This window comes from Nocardia fodinahabitans (genome assembly GCF_052983615.1).
On the sequence record NZ_JBRJJC010000001.1, the window covers coordinates 3,142,667 to 3,165,291 of the forward strand.

The 22,625-nt window shown below is 69.6% G+C and carries 19 protein-coding genes; 8 read left to right on the plus strand and 11 right to left on the minus strand.

Annotated features, from left to right (window positions below):
• The first annotated feature begins 101 nt into the window (after positions 1 to 101).
• Positions 102 to 2,990, plus strand: a complete 2,889-nt coding sequence (gene leuS, locus NV348_RS14735) for a leucine--tRNA ligase (protein WP_447147464.1) — start codon at positions 102 to 104, stop codon at positions 2,988 to 2,990.
• A gap of 93 nt (positions 2,991 to 3,083) precedes the next feature.
• Here leuS and NV348_RS14740 read toward each other — a convergent pair whose 3' ends face one another.
• Both NV348_RS14740 and NV348_RS14745 read right to left on the minus strand, forming a co-directional pair.
• Entirely contained in the window at positions 3,084 to 3,875 is a 792-nt protein-coding gene (locus tag NV348_RS14740; RefSeq protein ID WP_447147465.1) for a polysaccharide deacetylase family protein, read from the minus strand.
• 217 nt (positions 3,876 to 4,092) lie between these two features.
• The gene (locus tag NV348_RS14745) at positions 4,093 to 4,782 is read right to left on the minus strand and encodes an SDR family oxidoreductase (RefSeq protein WP_447147466.1); all 690 of its coding nucleotides are present in this window, start codon (positions 4,780 to 4,782) and stop codon (positions 4,093 to 4,095) included.
• A 213-nt stretch (positions 4,783 to 4,995) separates the two neighbouring features.
• Between NV348_RS14745 and NV348_RS14750 the strand changes: the two genes are divergently transcribed.
• Both NV348_RS14750 and ggh read left to right on the plus strand, forming a co-directional pair.
• Positions 4,996 to 5,499, plus strand: a complete 504-nt coding sequence (locus NV348_RS14750) for a DUF6069 family protein (protein WP_447147467.1) — start codon at positions 4,996 to 4,998, stop codon at positions 5,497 to 5,499.
• 54 nt (positions 5,500 to 5,553) lie between these two features.
• Complete coding sequence (ggh, locus tag NV348_RS14755) at positions 5,554 to 6,894, plus strand: glucosylglycerate hydrolase (protein ID WP_447147468.1); 1,341 nt, start codon at positions 5,554 to 5,556, stop codon at positions 6,892 to 6,894.
• Between the two features lies 1 nt (position 6,895).
• On the opposite strand, the gene NV348_RS14760 is transcribed toward ggh, so the two are convergent.
• Entirely contained in the window at positions 6,896 to 7,579 is a 684-nt protein-coding gene (locus NV348_RS14760; protein ID WP_447147469.1) for a pentapeptide repeat-containing protein, read from the minus strand.
• 170 nt (positions 7,580 to 7,749) lie between these two features.
• On the opposite strand from NV348_RS14760, the gene NV348_RS14765 reads away from it, so the two are divergent.
• Positions 7,750 to 8,490 carry a glycoside hydrolase family 25 protein gene (locus tag NV348_RS14765; protein WP_447147470.1) on the plus strand — a complete coding sequence of 247 codons (741 nt, stop codon included), beginning with the start codon at positions 7,750 to 7,752 and terminating at the stop codon, positions 8,488 to 8,490.
• Between the two features lie 64 nt (positions 8,491 to 8,554).
• Here NV348_RS14765 and NV348_RS14770 read toward each other — a convergent pair whose 3' ends face one another.
• The 3 genes from NV348_RS14770 to NV348_RS14780 form a co-directional block, all read right to left on the minus strand.
• The gene (locus tag NV348_RS14770) at positions 8,555 to 10,609 is read right to left on the minus strand and encodes a PhoX family protein (protein ID WP_447147471.1); all 2,055 of its coding nucleotides are present in this window, start codon (positions 10,607 to 10,609) and stop codon (positions 8,555 to 8,557) included.
• Positions 10,610 to 10,742: 133 nt separating this feature from the next.
• Positions 10,743 to 11,543: a hypothetical protein gene (locus NV348_RS14775; RefSeq protein WP_447147472.1), complete on the minus strand. Its 801-nt coding sequence runs from the start codon at positions 11,541 to 11,543 to the stop codon at positions 10,743 to 10,745.
• 41 nt (positions 11,544 to 11,584) lie between these two features.
• The gene (locus tag NV348_RS14780) at positions 11,585 to 12,097 is read right to left on the minus strand and encodes a lipoprotein LpqH (protein ID WP_447147473.1); all 513 of its coding nucleotides are present in this window, start codon (positions 12,095 to 12,097) and stop codon (positions 11,585 to 11,587) included.
• Positions 12,098 to 12,229: 132 nt separating this feature from the next.
• On the opposite strand from NV348_RS14780, the gene NV348_RS14785 reads away from it, so the two are divergent.
• The 4 genes from NV348_RS14785 (at position 12,230) to NV348_RS14800 (ending at position 17,639) form a co-directional block, all read left to right on the plus strand.
• Positions 12,230 to 13,672: a hypothetical protein gene (locus NV348_RS14785; RefSeq protein WP_447147474.1), complete on the plus strand. Its 1,443-nt coding sequence runs from the start codon at positions 12,230 to 12,232 to the stop codon at positions 13,670 to 13,672.
• Positions 13,672 to 14,706, plus strand: a complete 1,035-nt coding sequence (locus tag NV348_RS14790; protein ID WP_447147475.1) for a hypothetical protein — start codon at positions 13,672 to 13,674, stop codon at positions 14,704 to 14,706. The genes NV348_RS14785 and NV348_RS14790 overlap by 1 nt, the downstream gene beginning before the upstream one ends.
• Positions 14,707 to 14,883: 177 nt before the next feature.
• Entirely contained in the window at positions 14,884 to 16,398 is a 1,515-nt protein-coding gene (locus NV348_RS14795; protein WP_447147476.1) for a tetratricopeptide repeat protein, read from the plus strand.
• Positions 16,399 to 16,421: 23 nt separating this feature from the next.
• Positions 16,422 to 17,639, plus strand: a complete 1,218-nt coding sequence (locus tag NV348_RS14800; protein ID WP_447151040.1) for a CHAT domain-containing protein — start codon at positions 16,422 to 16,424, stop codon at positions 17,637 to 17,639.
• Between the two features lie 4 nt (positions 17,640 to 17,643).
• Here the strand turns inward: NV348_RS14800 and NV348_RS14805 are convergent, their stop codons facing one another.
• From NV348_RS14805 to NV348_RS14825, 5 genes are all read right to left on the minus strand, one after another.
• Complete coding sequence (locus NV348_RS14805) at positions 17,644 to 18,687, minus strand: alpha/beta hydrolase (protein ID WP_447147477.1); 1,044 nt, start codon at positions 18,685 to 18,687, stop codon at positions 17,644 to 17,646.
• A 153-nt stretch (positions 18,688 to 18,840) separates the two neighbouring features.
• A complete protein-coding gene (locus tag NV348_RS14810) occupies positions 18,841 to 19,137 on the minus strand; it encodes a hypothetical protein (protein WP_447147478.1) in 297 nt (98 codons plus the stop codon).
• Between the two features lie 95 nt (positions 19,138 to 19,232).
• The gene (locus tag NV348_RS14815; RefSeq protein WP_447147479.1) at positions 19,233 to 19,958 is read right to left on the minus strand and encodes an amino acid ABC transporter ATP-binding protein; all 726 of its coding nucleotides are present in this window, start codon (positions 19,956 to 19,958) and stop codon (positions 19,233 to 19,235) included.
• On the minus strand, positions 19,955 to 21,745 hold the full coding sequence (locus tag NV348_RS14820; RefSeq protein WP_447147480.1) for an ABC transporter substrate-binding protein/permease: 1,791 nt from the start codon (positions 21,743 to 21,745) through the stop codon (positions 19,955 to 19,957). Before NV348_RS14820 ends, NV348_RS14815 begins: the two co-directional genes overlap by 4 nt.
• A gap of 71 nt (positions 21,746 to 21,816) precedes the next feature.
• Positions 21,817 to 22,611, minus strand: coding sequence for an LLM class F420-dependent oxidoreductase (locus NV348_RS14825; RefSeq protein ID WP_447147481.1), 795 nt, complete (start codon positions 22,609 to 22,611; stop codon positions 21,817 to 21,819).
• Positions 22,612 to 22,625: the final 14 nt, after the last annotated feature.

Consider the following 22,625-nt stretch of genomic DNA (forward strand, 5'->3'; position numbering starts at 1 on the left):
GCCGTCGGGGCCGGATCGAGCGCTCCCCGCCGAGGTGACCGCCCACACACCACAGTGCCCGTGGGAAATCACCTGGCGTCGACGTTCTACCCTGTTAGACGATGTTTACCGGGGATCGGCGAGAACAAGAAGGCAGGACCGTGCAGGACACTCGTGCAACCGAGAGTGACGTACCTCAGCACCGGTACAACGCCGAGCTGGCTGGGCGGATCGAGCGGCGCTGGCAGCAGAACTGGACCGAGCGCGGCACCTTCCACGCGCCCAACCCGGTCGGCCCGCTCGCCGGCGAGACGCCCGCGGACAAGCTGTTCATCCAGGACATGTTCCCGTTCCCCTCGGGCGCGGGCCTGCACGTGGGCCACCCGCTGGGCTACATCGCCACCGACGTGTTCGGCCGCTACCACCGCATGCACGGCCGCAACGTGCTGCACGCGCTGGGCTACGACGCCTTCGGCCTGCCCGCCGAGCAGTACGCGGTGCAGACCGGCGCGCACCCGCGGGTGACCACCGAGTCCAACATCGCCACGATGCAGCGGCAGCTGGACCGGCTGGGCCTCGGCCACGACCCGCGGCGTTCCTTCGCCACCACCGACCCGGAGTACTACCGGTGGACGCAGTGGATCTTCCTGCGCATCTACAACGCGTGGTACGACCAGGAGGCCGGTAAGGCCCGCCCGATCGCCGAGCTGGAAGAGCAGTTCGCCACCGGCGCGCGCCCCGTGCCCGACGGCGGCGACTGGAACGCGCTGCCGGCCGCCGAGCGCGGCGCGCTGCTCGACTCGTATCGCCTGGTGTACCAGTCGGATTCGATCGTCAACTGGTGCCCCGGCCTGGGCACGGTGCTGTCCAACGAAGAGGTCACCGCCGACGGCCGCAGCGAGCGCGGCAACTTCCCGGTGTTCCGTAAGCGCATGTGGCAGTGGATGATGCGGATCACCTCCTACGCCGATCGCCTGGTCGACGACCTGGACACGCTGGACTGGCCGGACAACGTGAAGTCCATGCAGCGCAACTGGATCGGCCGCTCGCGCGGTGCGCAGGTGCGCTTCGACGCGCCCGACGGCGAGCAGATCGAGGTCTTCACCACCCGTCCCGACACCCTGTTCGGCGCCACCTACGTGGTGCTGGCCCCCGAACACGAGCTGGTCGACAAGCTGATCGCCGCCGCCTGGCCGGACAGCACCGTCGCCGCCTGGACCAACGGCGGCGCGGCCACCCCGGCGGAAGCCGTTGCGGCATACCGTAAGTCGATCGCGGCCAAGACCGATCTGGAGCGCCAGGAGAACAAGGAGAAGACCGGCGTCTTCCTCGGCTCCTACGCGACCAACCCGGCCAACGGCAAGCAGGTGCCGATCTTCATCGCCGACTACGTGCTGAGCGGCTACGGCACCGGCGCGATCATGGCCGTGCCCGGCCACGACCATCGCGACTGGGACTTCGCCACCGCGCTGGAACTGCCGATCATCGAGGTGATCGACGGTGGTGACATCACCGAGGCCGCGCACGCGGGCGAGGGCACACTGATCAACTCCGACTTCCTCAACGGCCTGGAGGTCGACGAGGCCAAGGCGACCATGATCGGCCACCTGGAGGCCGAGGGCCACGGCACCGGCACGGTGCAGTACAAGCTGCGCGACTGGCTGTTCGCCCGCCAGCGCTACTGGGGCGAGCCGTTCCCGATCGTCTACGACGCCGACGGTGTCGCGCACGCGCTGCCGGAATCCATGCTGCCCGTGGAACTCCCGGAGATGGAGGACTTCGCGCCGGTCACCTTCGATCCCGACGACGCGAACTCCGAGCCGTCCCCGCCGCTGGCCAAGGCCGCCGACTGGGTCAATGTGGAACTGGACCTGGGCGACGGACCCAAGCAGTACCGCCGCGACACCAACGTGATGCCCAACTGGGCCGGGTCCTCCTGGTACCAGCTGCGCTACGCCGACCCGACCAACGCCGAGACGTTCTGCGCCGAGGAGAACGAGAAGTACTGGCTGGGCCCGCGCACGGCCGAGCACGGCGCGAACGATCCGGGCGGTGTCGACCTGTACGTCGGCGGCGTGGAGCATGCCGTGCTGCACCTGCTGTACGCGCGGTTCTGGCAGAAGGTGCTGTTCGACCTGGGTGACGTGTCCGGCAGCGAGCCCTACCGCCGCCTGTACAACCAGGGCTACGTGCAGGGCTACGCCTACACCGACGAGCGCGGCGCGTATGTGCCCGCCGCCGAGGTGGTCGAGCGCGACGGCGAGTTCTTCTGGACCGGCGCCGACGGCGTCGAGATCGCGGTCAGCCAGGAGTACGGCAAGATCGGCAAATCGCTGAAGAACGCCATCTCGCCCGACGAGATGTGCGATCTGTACGGCGCCGACACCTTCCGCTTCTACGAGATGTCGATGGGTCCGCTGGACACCTCTCGCCCGTGGGCGACCAAGGACGTCGTCGGCGCGCACCGCTTCCTGCAGCGCGTGTGGCGGCTGGCGATCGACGAGGAGACCGGCGCGGTGAAGGCCACCGACGCCGCGCCCTCGGACGAGACCCTGCGTCTGGTGCACCGCACCATCGCCGGTGTCGACGACGATCTGGCCGCGCTGCGCGACAACACCGCGGGCGCCAAGCTGATCGAGCTGACCAACCACCTCACCAAGAACTACCCCGACGGTGCCCCGCGCGCCGCCGTGGAACCCCTGGTGCTGATGCTGGCCCCGCTCGCCCCGCACATCGCCGAGGAACTGTGGGAACGCCTGGGGCACACCACCTCCCTGGCCCACGGCCCCTTCCCGATCGCCGATCCGGCGCTGCTGGTCGCCGACTCGGTGGAGTACCCGATCCAGGTGAAGGGCAAGGTGCGCAGCCGGATCCAGGTGCCCGCCGACGCGGATCCGGCGGCGATCGAAGCGGCGGCGCTGGCCGACGAGAAGGTCGTCGCGCTGCTCGCGGGCGCGGCACCGCGCAAGGTGATCGTCGTGCCGGGCAAGATGGTCAATATCGTGCCGTGAGCCCGGTACCCGTTCGACGCGAGGAGCGGCACGATGACCGATCCGACCGACGAACGGGTGCCCGGGCCCCAGGGCGACTGGCGGCGCTGAGGTTCAGGCTTGTACCTGGAGCACGTCGTTCAAGGTGACCAGCGACAGGTTGCGTTCCCTGATGATGTCGACCAGCTGCCCGTAGCAGTGGGTGACCGGCGGGAAGTTCGCGTGGCCGATGACGATGGTCTGCGCCGCGAAGTACTTCCGGGCGCACTCGATCAGGTACTCCTCGGTGATCAGGCCGGAGTCCGACAGCGAGCCGTACCACATGGTGGGCACGGTGTAGCCGAGGTCGGCGGCCACCTTGTCGACGGTGGCGTTGTGGTAGCCGAACGGCGGCCGGTAGAACGGGGTGCCGTCGACGCCGAAGTTGTTGCGCAGAAACGTCTTCGTGCGGCCCAGCTGGTCGGCGACGGCACTCGCGCTGATCTTGGTGAGCGCGGCGTGGTCCCAGGTGTGGTTGCCGAGCTGGATCTGGCCCGACTCGACCAGCGGGCGCAGGGCGTCGCGGTGGATCGTCCAGGACTCGTAGTAGCCGGTGACGAAGAAGGTGAAGCGGGCGCCGGTGTCCTCGGCCCACTTCACATAGGCGCCGACCACCTCGGGGCTGGCGCCGTCGTCGACGGTGAGGGCCATGCTGGAGCCCTGGCCGGGCAGCGCGGTGATGGTCTCGGCCGGGATGATCGACTTCGGCCCACTGGGCGGCGGCGGGAGCCGCGGCCCGGCCGGGGCGGGCGGCAGGGTCGGCGGGGCGGGGATCTCGCCTGCCGCGCCCGCGTCGACGGTCTCGCCCTCGGCGGTCGCGCAGCCGGTCAGCGCCACCGCGCCACCCGCCGCGAGCAACGCCAGCATTCGACGTCTATCCACTGACGACAACCCCTACTCCAACCAGGTGCACCACGAACCGAGGGCCGGGGCACGACTCGAACAGCGGGACCGTACCCGCCGAATCCATCGAGCAGCTGAACCGGCGCGCACATTCGTGCGAACTCCCACGGCGGTACTCCGCACACGCCGCGCGCACGAGAAGCGAGGCTACCGATTCGACGACCGGGCGGCAGATCAGGGTTCAGCGCGGCCGGAGCACGATCTCGGTGGGGTGGCCGTCGCGCGGAGTATCGACGGCGGTCCGGACCGCGCCCGCGACCGTCTCCGCGGTGAGGAATTCCTCCGGGCGGTACTCGCGGCCCTCGTCGGCCACGATCGCGCGCTGCATGTCGGTGTCGATGCGGCCGGGGAAGATCGAGGTCACCCGCAGGGCGGGTTCCTCCAGGCGCAACGCGTCGGCGAAGGCGCGCAGGCCGAACTTGCTCGCCGCGTAGGAGCCCCAGCCCGGATTGGCGCGCAGCCCCGCGCCCGAATTGATCAGCACCACGTGACCGTTCGCGGCACGCAGGGCGGGCAGCAGCACCCGGGTCAGCTCGGCCACCGCGATCAGGTTGACCTCCAATGTGCTGCGCCACTGGTCGACCGAGGACTCGGCGACGGTTCCGAGATCGGCGATGCCCGCGTTGTGGACGAGCACATCGAGCCGCTGGATCCCGCTCGCCGCCGCGGCGACGGCCGGATAGTCGGTGAGCGCCACCGGCCAGCCGGTCGCGCCGGGCAGCTCGGCGAGGATCGGAGTGAGCGCATCGGCGGAGCGGGCGCCGAGCAGCAGCTCATGGGTCGGCGCGAGCTCCCGTGCGATCGCCGCCCCGAGCCCACGGCTCGCACCGGTGATCAAAGCGGTCGGGGCCGGAGTACTGGTCACCGTCATGGGCCCACGCTAACGCCCGTATCAAGATCACCACGCGGTGGTGGCGTCCGCCTCCCGGCCGATGCCTACCTCAGAGCGTGGTGAGCAAGCGTCCAGCGAGGTGGGTGGGGGGCGGGGGCGGCGAACCCGGACAAACCGGCCAGGGGGGCATTTCGGCTGGGTATCCGCGTGGATTGGGCGTAGATCGGCGGGTCACGCTAGTACCGTCGAGGTATGACCGATCCCCGGTACAACTACGGACCAGCTAACCCGCAGTATCCCCAGGGGCAGGAGCCGCAGCCCCAACCGAAGGTCAATGTGGGCAAACTCTGGGCCGGTGGCATCGGCACCGCGGTCGTCGCCGCGCTGCTGGTGGTGGTCGCGATCATGCTGGTGCGCGGCGTGCTCGGCATCGCGATCCTCTCGCCCGAGGGCGCCGGCGCCTACGGCACGGTGTCGACCACCTCCTACGCCCTGGCCGCGGCGGGCGCGGCGCTGCTGGCGACGGCCCTGCTGATGGTGCTGCTGCTGGCCATGCCGAGTCCGATGACCTTCTTCACCTGGATCTGCCTGCTCGTCACCGCCGTCGCGGTGATCCTGCCGTTCACCCTGGTCGCCGACATGGACGCCAAGATCGCGACCGCGGTGATCAACCTGCTCGTCGGCCTGTGCATCACGACCATGCTCAGTTCGGTCGGCTCGGCGGCGCAGAATGATCCGCGTCAAGTGGGGTACTGACGGTCACAGCCCTGCCGGGATGCCATCCGGCCTGGTCGGCCGCAGAATAGACAGATGACAGACCCCGGGTTCACCGCAACGCAGCTCGCGGCCCGCGCCGCCTACCTCCTGCGTGGCAACGACCTGGGCACGATGACCAGCGCCGCGCCCCGGCTCTACCCGCACATGTGGAGCTGGGACGCGGCGTTCGTCGCCGTCGGCCTGGCTCCGCTGAGCGTGGAGCGCGCCGTCGTCGAACTCGACACCCTGCTGTCGGCGCAGTGGAAGAACGGGATGATCCCGCACATCGTCTTCGCCAACGGCGTCGACGGCTACTTCCCCGGCCCCGCGCGCTGGGAGTGTCGCAAGCTGGCCACCAACGCACCCGACGGCCCCGACACCTCGGGCATCACCCAGCCGCCGGTGCACGCCATCGCGGTACAGCGCATCCTCGACCATTCCCGCAGGCACGGCCGCTCGACCAGGGCCGTCGCCGAGGAGTTCCTGAACCGCCGCTGGCCGGATCTGGTGCGCTGGCACCGCTGGCTCGCACACGCCCGCGACCTCAAGGAAACCGGGCGGATCACGCTGTACCACGGCTGGGAGTCCGGGATGGACAACTCGCCGCGCTGGGATCGCGCCTACGCCAACGTGATTCCCGGCGCCGATCTGCCGCCGTACCGGCGCGCCGACACCGCCGTCATCTCCGACCCCACCCAGCGCCCGAGCGACCGCGAATACGACCGCTACCTGTGGCTGGTCGAGCAGATGCGGCGCGCGAACTACGACGACTACCAGCTCACCTCGGTGATGAGCTTCGCCGTCGAGGACGTGTTCGTCTCGGCGATCTTCGCGCTCGCCTGCGAGGTGCTCGCCGATATCGGCGAGGAGTACAAGCAGCCGCACGCCGACGTCCGCGAGCTGCACAGCTGGGCCGACCGGTTCCGCACGGGCGTGGTCGCCACCACCGACGAACGGACCGGCGCCGCACGCGATTACGACGTGCGACTGCAACGCTGGATCGGCACCGAGACGCTGGCGATGTTCGCGCCGCTGCTCTCGGGCGGACTCCCCCGGCCCGCCGAGCGCGCCCTGCTCAACACCTTCGAGGGGCCACGCTTCTGCGGCCACCCCGATCTGCGCTACGCGCTGCCGCCGTCGACCTCACCGGTCTCCAAGGACTTCCGCCCGCGCGAGTACTGGCGCGGGCCGGTCTGGCCGGTGATGAGCTGGTTGTTCTCCTGGGCGTTCGCGCGTCGTGGCTGGGCCGAACGCGCCTACATGCTGCGCGCGGAAGGACTGCGCCAGGCCAGCGACGGCAGCTTCGCCGAATACTACGAACCGTTCACCGGCGCGCCGCTGGGCAGCATGCAGCAATCCTGGACCGCCGCTTCGGTTCTCGACTGGCTCGGCTGACTCAGTACTCGCCGCCGACAGTCTGCGGCTCGACGGTGATGCCGAGTTCGCGGGCCAGTGTGGCGGCCAGCGATTCCAGGTCACCACCCTGGATGGTGGCGCCGCGCAGGGCGGTCAGGCCGTAGACGCCGGTCAGGTCGCATTCCTCGAAGCGCAGGTGCTGCTGCGGCCGGGCATCGCTGAACCTGGCACCGGTGAGATTGCAGCGCTCGAAGCGGACGTTGCGGAACTCGGTCCGCTGGAAGTCGGCCTGGCGCAGGTCGCAGTCGCGGAAAACGACGGTCCGCAGCCGGGATTCGGCGAAGGAGGCCAGGTCCGCGCGGCTCGAATCGATGAGCACGTCGCGCAGCACGCCCGCCGTCCAGGACAGTCCGGTGAGCCTGCCGTGCGCGATCTCGGTCTCGAACATCGAGGAGTCGTCGGCCTGCACATTGGCGAGATCGCAGACGCGCAGGGCGGATTCGCTGAGGGTGGCCTGGCGCAGGGTGCTCGGGAACCGGACACTGTCGAACAGGCAACCCTCGGCGGTGAAGCCGTAGACGTGGATCTCGGCGAAGTCGGCGCCGCGATACTCGACGTCGGTCACCGTGCGGTCGTCGGCCGGGTCGTCGGCCGGGGTCGCCGGTCGCAACCCGCCCGGTGTCGCCACCGCCGGCTCGAACCGCACCTCACGCTTGCGCGCCATCGCCCATCACTCCCGTCCTCGGATGTCGGCACCAAGATACGGGCACCCACCGACCGGTCCGGGCGGTCGAGGCCGCTGACCGGGCGGGCGTGGGCGTCACGCCAACTATTCGACAACATCTCATCAGCAACACTGGCCCCACCCGCATCAATGACCTACGGTCGAGGGCCATGGACACCAAGCGCTGGAGTTCGACGGTTCGCCGCAGTTGCACCGCGCTGTCGCTGGTCGCGCTGGCGGGTTTCGTACCCGTGACCGCGCAGGCCGCGCCGAGCGGTCCCGATGTGTCGTCCTGGCAGCATGTGGACGGCCGGATGATCGACTGGCACGCGGTCCGCGCGGCCGGGCATCAGTTCGCGATGGTCAAGGCCACCGAGGGCCTGCACTACGTCAACCCGTACTTCGTGCCGGACAGCCTGCTCATGCGCACGGCCGGTATCGCGCGCGGCACCTATCATTTCGCCCGGCCGGAGCTGCCGCCGGAACCGCAGGCGGCGCTGTACGCGGCCACGGTCCTCGGCCAGAACGGCCCGCTCGACCTGCCACCGGTCCTCGACCTGGAGACCACCGGCGGCCTGCCGCCGGACGCCCTGATCGACTGGACCCAGCGCTACCTCAACACCGTCGGTGCTCTCACCGGCCGCGCCCCGATCATCTACACCTATCCGAACTTCTGGAAGTCGGCGATGGCCGACACCAGCCTGTTCACCCGCTACCCCCTGTGGATCGCCGACTACCGCGGCGAGGCCGAACCCGAAGTCCCCGGCAACTGGCCCACCTGGACCTTCTGGCAGACCACCGACCGCGGCAGCATCCCCGGCATCGGCGGCGCCACCGACGTCAACATCTACAGCGGCGCCCAGGGCGACTTCGCCCGCTTCGCCAACATGCCGAGCTTCGGCAGCAGCTGAGTGGAATGACGAAACCGCTACTCGCCCAGTCGAGTAGCGGTTTCGTCAGCGGGACCGGTCTCGGCTAGACGCCGATGCGGCCACCGTTCTTCTTCCAGACGACCGCGACGGACGGTCGCGGCTGCGCGGCGCCGCCTTCGGGCCAACTCGACAGCGGCTTGTCCGGGGTCGCGTCATCGGCTTCGCCCGGGTGCTGCACACAGACGATCACCTGCTTCTCGGTGACGATCGGCCCGCAGGTCTCCGCACCTCGCGGCACCGTCAGGAACTGCTTGGTCTCACCACGATTCGGCCCGTCGAGGACGACCGAGAACAAGCCGTCGTTGGACTTCAGCGCGTTGCCGTCGGTAGAGATCCACAGGTTGCCGTACGGATCGAAGGCCAGGTTGTCCGGGCAGGAGATCGGGCTGACCTTGGTCTTGTCGAACCCGCTGAAGTAGGTGTCGGCGGCGGCGGGGTCGCCGCACACGAGCAGCAGCGACCAGGTGAACTCCGTGCCGGTGTGGTTGTCCGTGAGCTCGAGCACCTGACCGTTCTTGTTCAGCTTGCGCGGGTTCGCCTCGTCGACACCAGGCTTGCCGTCGGCGCCGCGATTGGAGTTGTTGGTCAGCGCGACATAGACCTTGCCGGTCTTCGGGTTGGTCTCGAAGTCCTCGGGGCGGTCCATCTTGGTCGCGCCGACCTTGTCGCCCGCCAGCCGGGTGAACACCGCGACCTCTTCGGCGGACATCCCGTCGACCAGGGACTTGCCCTTGCCGTCGGCCCCGGTCTGCAGCAACGGAATCCACTGCCCCTTGCCGGTGAATCCGCCGGTGGGCACCTTGCCGGACCCGTCGATCTCGGCGGCATGATCACCGGTCAGCTTCGCGACGTACAGCGTGCCCTCGTCGAGGATGGTCATGTTGTGCCGCATGCTCGACGCGCCCGTGCCCGACTGCACCTTCTTGGCCGAGACGAACTTGTACATGTAGTCGAAACGCTCGTCGTCGCCGCTGTAGGCGACGACGCTGCCGTCGGCGGTCACATGAATGGTCGCGGCCTCGTGCTTGAACCGGCCGAGCGAAGTGTGCTTGACGGGCACGGAGGTCGCGTCCCACGGATTGACCTCGACCACGTACCCGAAACGGTTGACCTCGTTCGGCTCCTGCGCGACATCGAAGCGCGGATCGAAGCGCTCCCACTTCCGCTCGGAGGCGGCGCCCTCGATGCCGTAGCGCTTCAGGCGCGCGGCGGCCGCCGGATCGGTCACGGTCGCGGCGTTGCCGAAGTACTGGTTGAAGTTCTCCTCGCCGGACAGCACAGTGCCCCAGGGGGTCACGCCGCCCGAGCAGTTGTTCAACGTGCCGAGCACCTTCGTCCCCGTCGGGTCCGCCTTGGTCTTGAGCAAGTCGCTGCCCGCGGCCGGACCCTTCACCTCGAAGACCGAGGTGGCCGTCAGGCGTCGGTTGTACTTGCCGAACGCCGGCTTCAGCGCACCCGAGCCCGATGTACCGTGCACCTCGACGACACTGAGTCCGTGGCTGGCCAGCGCGATATCGAACTGCTCGCGGGTCGGTGCGTCCTTGCTGTAGCCGCGGAACATCATCGGCTCGGTGCTGTACTCGTGGCTGACCACCAGCAGGTACTTGTCGGCAGCTCCCTCGATCGGGAGCAGACCCGCGAAATCGCAGTTGTAGCCGAACTGCGCGGCGGCGGCCGTGGCCGTCTGCTTGTCGAAGTCGAACTGCGGCGCACCCTCGATCACCGGATCACCCCAGCGGATCACCACCGACTGCTCGTAGCCGTCCGGGACCACCACCGCGTCGTCCTTGTTCGGGGCGACAGCGGTGAACCCGGTGCCCGTTCCCGGCGAGCCGGACGGCGTGGACCCGGCGTCGGAACCACCGTCACCACACGCGGCGAGCGCACTCGCCGCGCCCACCGCGAGGACCGCGGCGGCACCGCCCTTGATCAGGCCACGCCGGTTGAGGGTGGCAACGATGTCGCCGAAGTACTCACCGGGGGAGGTGTTCGGCACCTCGTGGAAGCAAGCGTTGCCACACTTGTATTCACAGGTCAGGGCGGCGCGTGCCGACTGGCCGTCGTGCTTGACGAACAGGGCGAGCGGTTTCGGACTCACGGTGACTCCTGAGTAGGTCGGACTTCGCCGCACGGTAGGCAGTCCAGGCGAGCCAGCGGGAACGCGAAGATGAACACACGACCAAAACTCGGCGAGTGCTGTCCTCGCCGAGTTCGGGTGGGTGCGGTTGTCATCAGGCGTTGACCGGCAGGGAGATCACCACCTCCTGCTCGTTGCCGGGCAGGTAGTGCACCTGCAGGATCCGGCCGACCTGCACGTGGCCGATCGCCGACGGCGGCAGGAACTTCTCGGCGCTGGTCTGGAAGGTGCTGCCGTCCGGGCGGGTCACCACCAGGCCCAGGATGATCTCGGTGTAGCCGCCGCGGATCCGGCCGGGTACGTCGAGGCTGCGGACCACCGCCTGGGCGGCCAGGCCGCGCTCGGCGATGTCGAGCTTGCCGCGGGTGGTGATGCCCTTGCGGATGAGCGATTCGTTCATCGCCCGCTGCGCGGCGCCGGTGTCACCGGAGCGGTCCACTTCGACCTTGTCGGTACGGCCCGGCAGATACCGGACCGGCAGCACGACGCCGGGCTGCAGCAGCGCCAGCTCGGTGAGCGGCACGATCATCTTGGCGTGCGAGTCGAAGACCTTCCCGTCCGCGCCTTCGACGCGGAATTCGATCCGCACCTGCGGCTGATCGTTGACCGAGACTCCGGTCTGGCGGAACGAGGTGATGGTGCCGATGCCCACCTCGCCCTGGCGGAACTCGCCGCTGTTGCGGCCGGTGAAGGCCGCCATGATGCCGTCGCCGGTGAAGGCGAAGACCATCGGCACGATGGTCAGGGCGATGATCGGCAGGGCCATCTGCGGGCCGACCCAGCCGAACATGCCGCCGGTGAACTCGTCGGGGGTGTAGGTGAGGCCGTAGTAGAGGTAGTAGCCGATGGACAGGACCCCGAAGGCGACCGCGGCCGCGCGGAGCTTGGATTTCATGATTCCTCCTCGTGAAGTGGTGCGACCGGGTCGCGAACGGGTCAGGCGATCGTGGTGCAGGCGAAGGTGATGTCGAACTTCGCGGTGGCCGGGCCGGCCAGCGGGTTGGTCATGTCCGGCGCGCTGACGCCCTCACCGGTGATGCGGAAGGTGTTGCCGTCCTTGGCGAGCTGGGCCGACCCGCCGGGCTGGCCGTTGCCGTAGCCGACCGCGTAGGGCAGGCCGTTCGAGCCGCCCTGGGTGCCCGCGATGGCCACCGCCTGGACGGTGTCACCCTCGACCGAGGCGCTGACCGAGAGGTTGCCGTAGGTGGCGTTGGCCAAGTCGGTCAGCGCGAGCGCCAGGGTGCCGCCCTGCTTGGCGCAGGTGGTGTCGAACTTGGCAGCGAATTCCTTGCCGTCCACGCTGGCGGTGGACTTGCCCGCGGCCGGGGCAGGCGCGGCCGAGCCGGTGCTCGACGGGGTCGAGCTGGTGCCGGAGTCGCTGCAGCCGGTGACGAACAGCGCGGTGGCGGCGGCGGAAGCGGCGAGGGCGGCGATCAGCTTGGTGTTCATGGTGTTTCCGTTCTCTCGGTTGAGCGGGCCGGTTGTGGTTGACCCGTTGTGAGAAAGGTAGAAATCATCGGCGCCCTACCGATCCCAACTTTTCCGGGCGCCACCCGCCGGAAATGTCGTTAACCTGGTCGAATGCGAAGACCCCGCGCCCTGGTGCTCGACGAGGTGTGGCGCGGGCTCGACGGCGTCGACGCCTTGAGCGGGCCACAGGGCGGCCCACTGCGCCGCACTGTGAAGCTGATCCTCGACCCGCTGGTCATCCGGCCCGTGCAGCATCCGCTGTGCGCGGGCACCGTGCTCTCGGCCGACGGCAGCACCCTGCTGACCTCGCTGGTGCTCGCCCGATCCGACGTACTGCGGGCCTGCGCGGAGTGGTTCACCGTGCTCAAACAGGTGCGCCGGGCGCTGCGGATCACCGAGGGCAATGCCCAGGACCTGTACTTCCAGCGCTGCTTCGAACTCGCGACCGTGCACGGCGCCCCCGGCCTCGACGCGCGCGCCCGGGCCGAGGCGATGCTGCGTGAAGTGCACGAGAGCACCGGCGGACGCACCACGGCGGCCCTGAAAGACCATGTGACCGACCCGAATCGGCTGGTCGAGCTCACCGCGCTGCTCGACCTCGCCTGGAACCGGCGGCCGCTCTCGGATTTCGGGGTCCGTGATCTGGCCCCCGCGCTGACCGAGCTGCTCGAGGCGAGCACCCTGGCCCGCGACGGTGATCCCGCCGACGCGGGCCCCCTGCTCGACGAACTCGTCGAGGACCAGGCAGGCACCCACCGCGGCATCGCCCTGTGGCGCGCGCACCCGGCGCACGGCGCCGACGACCTCGGGCTGACGGTGCACACCTGTCCCCAGCGCCCCGGCCTCGGCGCATCGGCGTCGACCGCGAATCTCGGACTGCCGTTCGACCGGACCGTGTACGAGCGGGTCTTCACCGTGCTGCAGGGCAGCATCGACCGCACCGACCTGCCGGACATCCCGGAGCTGGTGACCACGGAGATCTCGCGCAGTTGCTCGCCGTGGGGACTGCTGGACGAGTCGCTGCGAGTGGTCGCGGCAGCGGGTTGCGAACTGGCACTGGGCCTCTCACCGATCGGTGCGTCCGCCGATCAGCCGGGCCACGAGTCGATCGGGCGCGGTGGCCCATCGGCCGGTGCACGAGGCACCGGCGCGCACACGCCGACCGGTGATGCCGGTGGCACTGCGCAGCAGTCCACACGTCCAACGCCGGACGGTGCCGTCTCGCGCGCGCACGAGGTGGTGAACAGCCGCTGGCGGCGGGAAGCGTATGTGCTGCAGGCACGGCGCTACGCGGTGCACATGGTCGACGGCGCGAGCGGTCCGCTGGCGGCCGTCGCCGCCGAGCTGTATACCCCGTGGCGGCCCTACCTGCGCAGATTATGGGTCCGGTTGCATGGGCGCGATGTGCGGGAGATGCCGGTATTCGAGCCGGGTGAGCTGTGGGATCTGCTCGACGGCGTCGCCCGGTCGGTGATCCTGGACCATCGAGCCAGGGTGAAGCAGGCGCTCACGGCGAGGGGCGAGCACGCCGCGATAGAAGCGAGGGCGAGCTGATGACGACGATCCGGGTCCAGCGCGCGGCGGGCATCGTGACGATGATCCCCCAGGACGCGCCCACCGCCCAGCCGACGGTGCTCGACGACGCGCCCACCCTCGACGTGCTCGTGCTCGACGTCGTCGGCGGCCATCTGACCTGGAGTCTGCTTGCCGACCAACCCCTTCCGGCCGCCGTCCTCGACGACCCGGATTCCGCACAGGACTGGCTGTGGGCGGTCTACGGCGAGGAGGCCGCGCTCACCGTCGCCGACGGGCACCAGCGCACCCTCACCGCGACCCCGCTCCGGCCCGAACTCGCGGCCGCACTGCGGCGACTCGCGTACGCGCACTGGGCGACTCGATGGTGGCCCGCGTCGACAGTCGACGGAATCCCCGCGCTCGACCCGGCGCTGCTGTCCGCCGATATCGACGAGCTGACCGAGGCGTGCGATATGGCGCTCGACGCGCAGACGCCCACACCGCTCGACCCCCTCGACGCGCCACCACCGAAGTCCACCCGCGCGGTTCATCAATCACCCGTACGCGCAGACGATTACGCGCTCGCCGCGGGAGGGCCCGCTGGGACCGGCGGACTGGTTCTCGCGCGCGGCAGTGGTGAATGCGACTGGCGCCGGTGCCCGCCCGGCATCGTCGACGCGGGCAGCAGTGCGGTGTCGTGGCAGCTCACGCGGGCAGACGGGGCGTCGACCGTGCAGGTCAGCGTGGTCGCGGCGCCGGGCGGCCCGCGCGAGGTGCCCGAGCATCTGCGCCCGCGTACCAGGATCACGGCCGGTGCCGATGTCGCCGAGGTGGCTTTGCGACGCCACGGTGACGCCTGGGTCGGCACCGTGCGAGTCGGCGAATTCCTCGGCAGCGAGCCGTCGGTCGAGGTCTTCGTGCCCGGTGTCGGACCGGCGTACCCGCAGCCGGACGAGACCTCCGCGCGCGGGCTGATCCGCGATTTCGCCCGGCAGCGGCTCGCCGGCTCGTCGACCGGCGAATCGCTACTGGGCGCCGAAGCTGCCGCAGCCGAAGATGATTCGGACTTCTGATGTCCCTGACGACCGCCCGGGATACCGATGCTCTTCGGTCGAGCCGCCGTGCTCGACCTGGCCCGCCATGCCCTCGTCCCGAGGTAAGTCGACCGTCCCCCGGCTACGGCGGGCAAGGCAGTGCCGACCGCGGCGACCGAACGCGGCAACCGTCCTCGACCGAGGAGAGGTAGACAGATGGCAGCGGTAGGCAAGACCTCCGACCAGGACGACGCCCAGCTCACCGCGGGGTACGCGGCCTATCAGCGCGGCGATCTCGTCGGCGCGCTGGCGATCTTCGAGCAGGTGGCCGAGGGTGCGGCGCCTCGATTGCGCAGTGCGGCGCTGATCAATGCCGCGAGCATGGCCGACGAGATCGGCGAGCATCGGCGCTCGGTCGAGCTGTTCCAGAGCGCGCTGGCCGTCATGCCGGACGACGCGGCGCACCAGCGACCCGCCGCCCTGGTCAACCTGTCGCAGGCGCAACAGCATCTCGGCGAACTCGACGCGGCGCAGCAGTCGCTGGAGGAGGCGCGCGACCTGCTCTCCGACACCACCGACCAGGGCATGGTCCGGGTGGCCTGCCTGCTCTCGCTGACCGCGGTGGCGCTGCATCGCCAGCAGTGGGCGCACGCCACCGAGCTGGCCCACGAATCACTGGGCGTGACCGAGCGTTTCGCGCCCGAGCTGGCGGGGCATCCGCTGATGAACCTGGCCGCGAGCTCGTTCGAGACCGGCAGGCACGAGATGGCCTTCGACTTCGCCCGGCAGGCGATGACCGCCTTCGCCGCGACCGGCGATCAGGCCGCGGTCGCCGAGGCGTCACAGAACCTGGCGATCATGCTGGTCAGGGCGGGGCGCTACGACGAGGCCGAGGAGCCGCTGCGGTCCAGCCAGGCGTTCTTCGAAGGCGCCGAATTGGGACACTGGTCCGGAATCGGCTACAAGACACTGGGTTTCCTCGCCGAGGGCCGCGGCGACTACGACGCCGCGCAGAACCACTACCTGCGCGCGCTGGATCGCTTCGACAGCACCGGCGTGGTCCTCGACGCCGCCGACGTCCGCTTGCGGCTGGCCACCGTGCTGTTCGCCCTCGGCGATCCGGCAGGCTGCGAGGAACTGCTCGCGGCGGCCTTCGCGGAGTACTCGGCCCACGCGCTCGGCCTGCACTGCGCCCAGCTCGACTACTGGCACGCGGAACTACTGCACACCGCGATCGAGCAGGCGGCGCACCCGGATCCGGCGCTGGTGGCCCAGGGCGTCGGGCTCGCGGTGCCCGCCGCGCTGGCCATCGACGCGGTGCGCCACACCCTGCCCAACGGCAACCAGCGCGAGCACTGGCATCGCGCCGTCGCCGAACCGGCCATGCGGCTCGCGTTCCGCTTCGCGGTGCTGTCCGGGGACGGACAGCTGGTCAGCGATCTGATCGATACCCAGTGCGCGGGTACGAGTCTCGACCCGGCCGCCTTCGACGAGGCGGTCGCGCCGACGCTCGGATTCGAGCTGCTCGACGCACCGGACGAGGAGAACGTCTTCGCGCCCGCGCTCCAGCTCGGCACCGCGCTCGCCGATGTCGCCGCCGCCGCGGGCATCCCCGTCGCACCGCCGCCGAGATTGTCCGACCACGGTCGAATCGTGCTGTCGGACTTCATCTCCTACGCCGAGCAGCGCTACGCGCGGCCGGTGCGCGACGGGCGGGTGATCACGCTGTGAGTGCCCCCACCGCCGTGATCCGGATGGCCGACGCGGGCGATGTCTACGTGTCCTGGCGCTGGCTCGACGACACCTCGGCCCGTGGCGTCGGGATTCTGCCCAGGGACCAGGTCCGCGAGGTGCTGCGGCTGCTGGCTGCCGCGGTCCCCGATCCCGCGCGGCCCGACGAGCTGCGGCGGGTGATGACCGAGGGCGCGCTCGCGGACCCGGTCGCGGAAAAAGTTCTGGCCCAGGCGCTTTCGCGGGCCCTGCTGCCCTACGGGCTCGCCGTGCAGCTCTACGAGCTGTCTCAGCGCGGCATCCGGCCGCACCTGCGAATCCAGCCGTCGCCGCGCCTGGCCCAGGTGCCGTGGGAGATCATCGCGCCCGATCCCGAACTCCGGCTGCTCGATATCGCCGATGTCAGTCTGCTGGCACCGGCCTCGGTGGTGCACGCGCCGGAACGGGTGGTGCATCGCTGGGCCGACACCGCCGGACTACCGGTCGTCGCGGTGCTCGATCCGCGGGTGCCCGGCTATCGCGCCGACTCCGAACTGGGCTCGGTCCTCGGCAGGCCGACTGCGGGAACGCTTGTCGCCCAGCATTTCGGCCAGTACGACGGCAGACTCCTCCCGCACGTCGGCGATCCGGTCGACCTGTTCCGCCGCACCGACACCGACCGCGAGTGGCTGTCCACGGTGCTGCGCGCCGGCGCGAGCCGCCTCGTCTACGTCGGCCACGTCACCGCACCGCCGCCCGAGTCCGGCGAGAGCGAGCACGCCGAACTCCACCTGAGCTGCACCGCCGAGGCCCGTGGCCTGGCGACCCCCACCCGCACCCACCGTCCGCTGTCGGCCAAGGACCTGCTGCTCGGCACCCACACCCTCGACCCCGCCCCCACGGCGGGCCGCGCGCTGTGGCCGATGCCGAGCCGGGTCGCCCTGATCGCCTGCGAAAGCGGCGGCGACCTGCGCTTCACCGAAGCCCTCGGCCTCACCACCGCCGCGCTCTCGGCCGGGGCGGAACTGGTCACCGCGACCCGCTGGCCGCTCCCCACCGACCACGCCTTCCACACCCTCACCACCGCCACCGGCTATCCCCTGCAGGCCGCGATCTGCGCTGTCGACACGGCCCACGATTCGTCCACACCCATCCCCACGCTGCTGACCTGGCAGCGTGCGCGCCTGGCAGCGTGGCGAGCGGACCCGGCCCCGGAGAACTCCCCGCTGCTCTGGGCGGCCTTCGCCACGGTCACCGACTGAGGGCCTATTCGGGCAGGCCGAGCCCCGCGGCGAGCACCGGCCACGACCGATGGAAGGCGTCGCGCCAGTAGCCCCACGAGTGGGTACCGGTGGCTTGGCGGTCGAAGGTGGCCGGAATGCCCAGCTCAGCGAGCTTGGTCTCGAGGTTGCGGGTGCACCAGTTGACCGCGGCCTCGATGACGCCGCCGACGATGAGCTGATTCGCCAGGCCGACCGGGGTCGGGTTCATCATGTACGGATCGGCGATGCTGTCGTGCGGGCCCGGCAGACCGGACGAATCGGAGACGAACAGCCTTGTGCCGCGCAGCTTCTCGGCATGCAGGACCGGATCGTTGGCGGCCCAGGCCGGGTCGTCGTCGGCGCCGTACATATTGCGGACGTCGCCGCCGCCATAGGTCTCCACCACCAGCTTGGTGAACTGCTGACCGATCGGATCGGCGATCTGCGCGCACCCGCTGTACCCGGCGACGGACTGATAGAAGCCCGGCCGGGCCTCGGCGAGCTGCAGCACGGCCGTCGCGGTCATCGAGTTCGCGGCGATGGCGTTGACGCCGTTGGTCCCCAGGGCCTGATCGACCAGCGGCGGCAGCTCGTCGAGCAGGAAGGTACGCCACTTGTTGCGACCCAGTGTGGGGTCGTCGCGCTGCCAATCGGTGTAGTACGCCCACGCGCCACCGATCGGCATCACCACATTGACGTCCTTGGTGGCGAGGAAATCGCCGACGTCGGTGTTCTGCCACCAGGTCGCCCGGTCCTCGCCACCGCCCGCGCCGTTGAGCAGGTAGAGCACCGGTCGCGGCTGCGAGGTGTCCTTCGGGCGCTGCACCTTGATCGTGATCGCCTTGTTCATCGCGGCCGAGAAGACCAGCATGCTCAGATCCCGCTCGCCGATCCGGCTGGAGACGATGTGCGAGCCGTCGGCCGTGGTCGGCGTCGCGAGCAGCTTCTTCGACTCGACGATCGGATCACCGCCTTCGGCGGAGCCGTTGCCCGCGCCGAGGACGGCGGCGCACACCGCCAGCACACTGGCAGCGGTACCCAAAGCCATTGCGCGCCTGATTGTTCTGACCATCCGCCGCGATCTCCCCAGAAAACATGAATCGGCAGACATTCAGCTGACCGCCAGGACACCGAACAGTATCCGGGCGGGGATCGGCCGTCGAGCCGACAGTATTACGGGCGCGGAAAAGTGATCAGCGGATCAGTGTTCGTCGTAGTGGCCGTCGTGGGCCGCGTGCCGGTGGCCGTCGTGGATGTAGTCGACGTGATCGCCGTGCGGCACGGCGACATGCCCGCAACCGGGGCCGTGGGCGTGCTCGTGGGTGGAGTGCTCGACGTGTGCCGCGGTCTCGCACTCGTCGAAGTGGCCTTCGTGTTCACGGTGCAGGTGGCCGTCGTGGACGTAGTCGACGTGGTCGCCGTGCGGAACCGCGACATGCCCACAGGTGGGGCCGTGGACGTGGGTGTGTTCTGGATGCTCGACATGTGCCGTTGTCATCGGTGCTCTCCCTGTACTCGTACCGGTCGATTCACACTGGAACACCATCGACATTAACAGTTGCGCATGCGTTGCTGTAATCGCGTTCGACCTGGTCAGAGGACCTGATCGAGGAAGCGACGCAGGCGCGGGGTCTCCGCGTTGTCGAAGACGGCGTCGGGGCTGCCGGTCTCCACGACGACGCCCTGATCCATGAACACGACGCTGTCGGAGACGCTGCGGGCGAAGCCCATCTCGTGCGTCACCACGATCATCGACATGCCGCCCGAGGCGAGGTCGGCCATCAGCGCGAGCACGCCCTTCACCAGCTCCGGGTCCAGCGCCGAGGTGGCCTCGTCGAAGAACATGAGCTCCGGCTTCATCGCCAGCGCGCGGGCGATGGCGACGCGCTGCTGCTGGCCGCCGGACAGCGCGGCGGGCCTGGCGTCGGCCTTGCCTGCCAGCCCGACGATCTCGAGCTGCTCCAGCGCCAGCGCCCGCGCCTGCTCGGCCGAGAGCCCGCGCAGTTTGCGCGGGCCGAGCGCGACATTGTCGGCGACCGTCTTGTGCGGGAACAGGTTGAAGTGCTGAAACACCATGCCGATGCGCTGGCGCAGCTTGTCGGGGTCCTCGCGCAGCACCGACTTGCCGTCGAGCAGCACGTCCCCGGAATCGGGCTCGTGCAGGCGGTTGAGCACCCGCAGCAGGGTCGACTTGCCCGAACCCGACGGGCCGATGACGGTCGTCGCGTGGCCGGCCTCGACGTGGATGTCGACCCCGCGCAGGATGTGGTTGTTGCCCAGCGTCAGGTTGAGGCCGGTGCCGGTCAAGGAGGCGCTCATGCTCCCCGTCCTTCCGTGATGACAGCCTGCTCGATCGGGTCGGCGGGCGTCGGTTTGCCGGTGCGCATCCGCCCGTCGATGTAGTTCACCAGGTGGGTGAGCGGGATGGTCAGCACGAGATACATCAGACCGGCCGCGACCAGCGGGGACAGATTGCCGGTCTGGGCATTGAGGTCGCGGCCGACGGCGAACAGCTCGCGCTGGGTGGCGAGCAAGCCGAGGAAGTAGATCAGCGAGGAGTCCTTGATCAGCGCGATGAACTGGTTCATCAGCGCGGGCAGCACCCGCCGCACACCCTGCGGGATCACCACCAGCGTCATCGCCTGGCGGTACCCGAAACCGATGGCTCGCGCGGCTTCGAGCTGCCCCGGCTCCACCGACTGGATGCCGGAGCGGAAGATCTCGCCGATATAGGCGGACGCGAGCAGCGCCAGCGCGATCGCGCCGAGCCAGTACGGGTTCCCACCGGTGATGTCGCGGACGACGGGACCGATACCGAGGCCGATCAGCAGGATGATCACAACGGCGGGCAGACCGCGGAAGATGTCGGTGTAGACGCGGGCGGGCCAACGCAACCAGCGGGTGCGCGAGATGCCCATCACCGCCAGGATCATGCCGAGCGCCGTGCCCAGCACACCCGACACCACCGCCAGGATCAGCGTGTTCGGCAGACCGGTCTTGATCAGGTCGGGAAAGGCCTTGCGGTACAGGGACCAGTCGAAGAACGTGTCCTGCAACTGCTGCAGGGTCGACTTCTGTACCGCCTGCTCGGGCTGCCCCGGCTCCTGCTCCGCGGCGATCGCGGCGAAGTCCGGAAGTTGCGGGGCCGGTGCGGCTTTGGAGCCGGGCTTCCAGCCGGGCGGCAGCTCGCGCGGCACCCAGTCCTCGTAGAGCCGGGCGTAGGTGCCGTCGGCGATCACCGCGTCCAGGCCGGAGTTCAGCGCGTCGATGAGCGGCTGGTTGGTCTTGGCGACGGCATAGCCGACGAAGTTGTCCAGGCTGAACGTGTTCTCCGAGACCACGATTCCGTCGCCGGGCTCGATCGCGCCCTCGGCCTGGGCCGACGGGGCGACCCAGGCGTCGACCTGGCCGGACTTCAGATTCGCGTAGGCGGTGTTGTAGTCGGGGAACTTCACCGGGTCCAGCCGCAGCTGGTTCACCACGAACTCGTCCTGCACCGTGCCCTGCACGACCGCGATCCTGGTGCTGTTGTTCAGATCGCCGAAGCCCTCGAGCGGGCTCCCCTGCGGCACGACCAGCGAGAAGTAGCCGAAGTCGTAGCCGTTGGTGAAACCGACCAGCTCACGCCTGGCGTCGGTGGTGGTGATGTTGGACGAGCCGACGTCGAAGCGCTTGCCCGAGACCTGCGCGAGCAGACCGGCGAACTCGGTGCCCGAGAACTCGACTCGCAGACCGAGCTTCGCGCCGATCGCCTTCAGCAATTCGTTGTCGAAACCGGTGAACGTGCCCTGCCCGTTCACGCAGATGCTCGGCGGAGCGTCGGACAGGGTGCCGACGCTGAGCGTCCCGGGATTCAGCAGACCGAGCTTGCCGGTGTCGATCGACTCGACCGGCGCGGTCGTCGCGGTGGTGTAGCGATCGGTGCCCGCGGTCGCCGAGGCGGCGAGGTTGGTCGGTGCCGCCGTGGCGGCGCTCGCGCCGGGCGGGGAACACAGATCACGCGTCGCCGTGTCGCCGCCGTCACCACAGCCGGTCACGGCCACGCCGACGAGCAGTAACAACGCGGCTATCCGCGCCCGGGTTCGCACAGCACGCACACCAGCCATGGCGATAAACCCTAGCCGCAAGGTTGCACGGCGAGGGTTACGCGCACCCCGCGCCGGAGCGAATCAGCAGGTCAGGCAAGGCCCTCGAGGAGTTCGGGGTTCACATCGTCGCGCCACTCGATGGCCTTGCGCACCGTGCTGAGGTCGTAGTCGGGCCCGGAGACGCCGACGGTGAACAGTGTGACACCGGCGGCGTGCAACGCGTCAGCTTGCTCGCGGCCCTGCCACTGCACCGAGCGCTCGATCCGGTCCGCGTCCGCGCCGATGGCGGCGGCGTGCTCGGCGAGGACCTTGTTCTTGTGCGCCAGCGTCGCCACATCGACGAAGGAGTGCCAGATGTCGGCGTACTCGGCGACCAGCCGCAGCGTCTTGCGCTCGCCGCCACCGCCGATGAGGATCGGGATCTCCCGGACCGGCGCCGGATTCAGCTTCGCCAGCCTGGCCTTGATCCGGGCCAGGTTCTCCTTCAGCAGGTTCAGCCGGGTGCCCGGGGTGCCGAAGTCGTAGCCGTACTCGTCGTAGTCGCGCTGGAACCAGCCCGCGCCGATCCCGAGGATCAGCCTGCCGCCGCTGATCTGGTCGACCGTGCGGGCCATGTCCGCGAGCAGATCGGGATTGCGGTAGCCGCCGCCGGTGACCAGCGCGCCGAGCTCGACCCGCTCGGTCTGCTCGGCCCACGCGCCGAGCATGGTCCAGCATTCGAAATGCTCCCCGGCGGGGTCGCCGGTGAGCGGGAAGAAGTGATCCCAGTTGAAGACGATGTCCACGCCCGCGTCCTCCGCGCGCAACACCGCGTCGCGGATGAGCGCGTACTCGGGCGCGTGCTGCGGCTGAAGCTGGACTCCGATACGGACCGGACGATTCATACCGTGCTCCTCGG

Bases quoted from the DNA above. Each gene is read 5' to 3' on its own strand.
- NV348_RS14820 (WP_447147480.1), bottom strand. From the start codon at position 21,745: ATGGCTGGTGTGCGTGCTGTGCGAACCCGGGCGCGGATAGCCGCGTTG.
- NV348_RS14775 (WP_447147472.1), bottom strand. From the start codon at position 11,543: ATGAAATCCAAGCTCCGCGCGGCCGCGGTCGCCTTCGGGGTCCTGTCC.
- NV348_RS14760 (WP_447147469.1), bottom strand. From the start codon at position 7,579: ATGGCGCGCAAGCGTGAGGTGCGGTTCGAGCCGGCGGTGGCGACACCG.
- NV348_RS14800 (WP_447151040.1), top strand. From the start codon at position 16,422: ATGGCCGACGCGGGCGATGTCTACGTGTCCTGGCGCTGGCTCGACGAC.
- NV348_RS14745 (WP_447147466.1), bottom strand. From the start codon at position 4,782: ATGACGGTGACCAGTACTCCGGCCCCGACCGCTTTGATCACCGGTGCG.
- NV348_RS14750 (WP_447147467.1), top strand. From the start codon at position 4,996: ATGACCGATCCCCGGTACAACTACGGACCAGCTAACCCGCAGTATCCC.
- NV348_RS14790 (WP_447147475.1), top strand. From the start codon at position 13,672: ATGACGACGATCCGGGTCCAGCGCGCGGCGGGCATCGTGACGATGATC.
- NV348_RS14810 (WP_447147478.1), bottom strand. From the start codon at position 19,137: ATGACAACGGCACATGTCGAGCATCCAGAACACACCCACGTCCACGGC.
- NV348_RS14795 (WP_447147476.1), top strand. From the start codon at position 14,884: ATGGCAGCGGTAGGCAAGACCTCCGACCAGGACGACGCCCAGCTCACC.
- leuS (WP_447147464.1), top strand. From the start codon at position 102: ATGTTTACCGGGGATCGGCGAGAACAAGAAGGCAGGACCGTGCAGGAC.
- NV348_RS14765 (WP_447147470.1), top strand. From the start codon at position 7,750: ATGGACACCAAGCGCTGGAGTTCGACGGTTCGCCGCAGTTGCACCGCG.
- NV348_RS14780 (WP_447147473.1), bottom strand. From the start codon at position 12,097: ATGAACACCAAGCTGATCGCCGCCCTCGCCGCTTCCGCCGCCGCCACC.
- NV348_RS14805 (WP_447147477.1), bottom strand. From the start codon at position 18,687: ATGGCTTTGGGTACCGCTGCCAGTGTGCTGGCGGTGTGCGCCGCCGTC.
- NV348_RS14815 (WP_447147479.1), bottom strand. From the start codon at position 19,958: ATGAGCGCCTCCTTGACCGGCACCGGCCTCAACCTGACGCTGGGCAAC.
- NV348_RS14825 (WP_447147481.1), bottom strand. From the start codon at position 22,611: ATGAATCGTCCGGTCCGTATCGGAGTCCAGCTTCAGCCGCAGCACGCG.
- NV348_RS14785 (WP_447147474.1), top strand. From the start codon at position 12,230: ATGCGAAGACCCCGCGCCCTGGTGCTCGACGAGGTGTGGCGCGGGCTC.
- ggh (WP_447147468.1), top strand. From the start codon at position 5,554: ATGACAGACCCCGGGTTCACCGCAACGCAGCTCGCGGCCCGCGCCGCC.
- NV348_RS14740 (WP_447147465.1), bottom strand. From the start codon at position 3,875: ATGCTGGCGTTGCTCGCGGCGGGTGGCGCGGTGGCGCTGACCGGCTGC.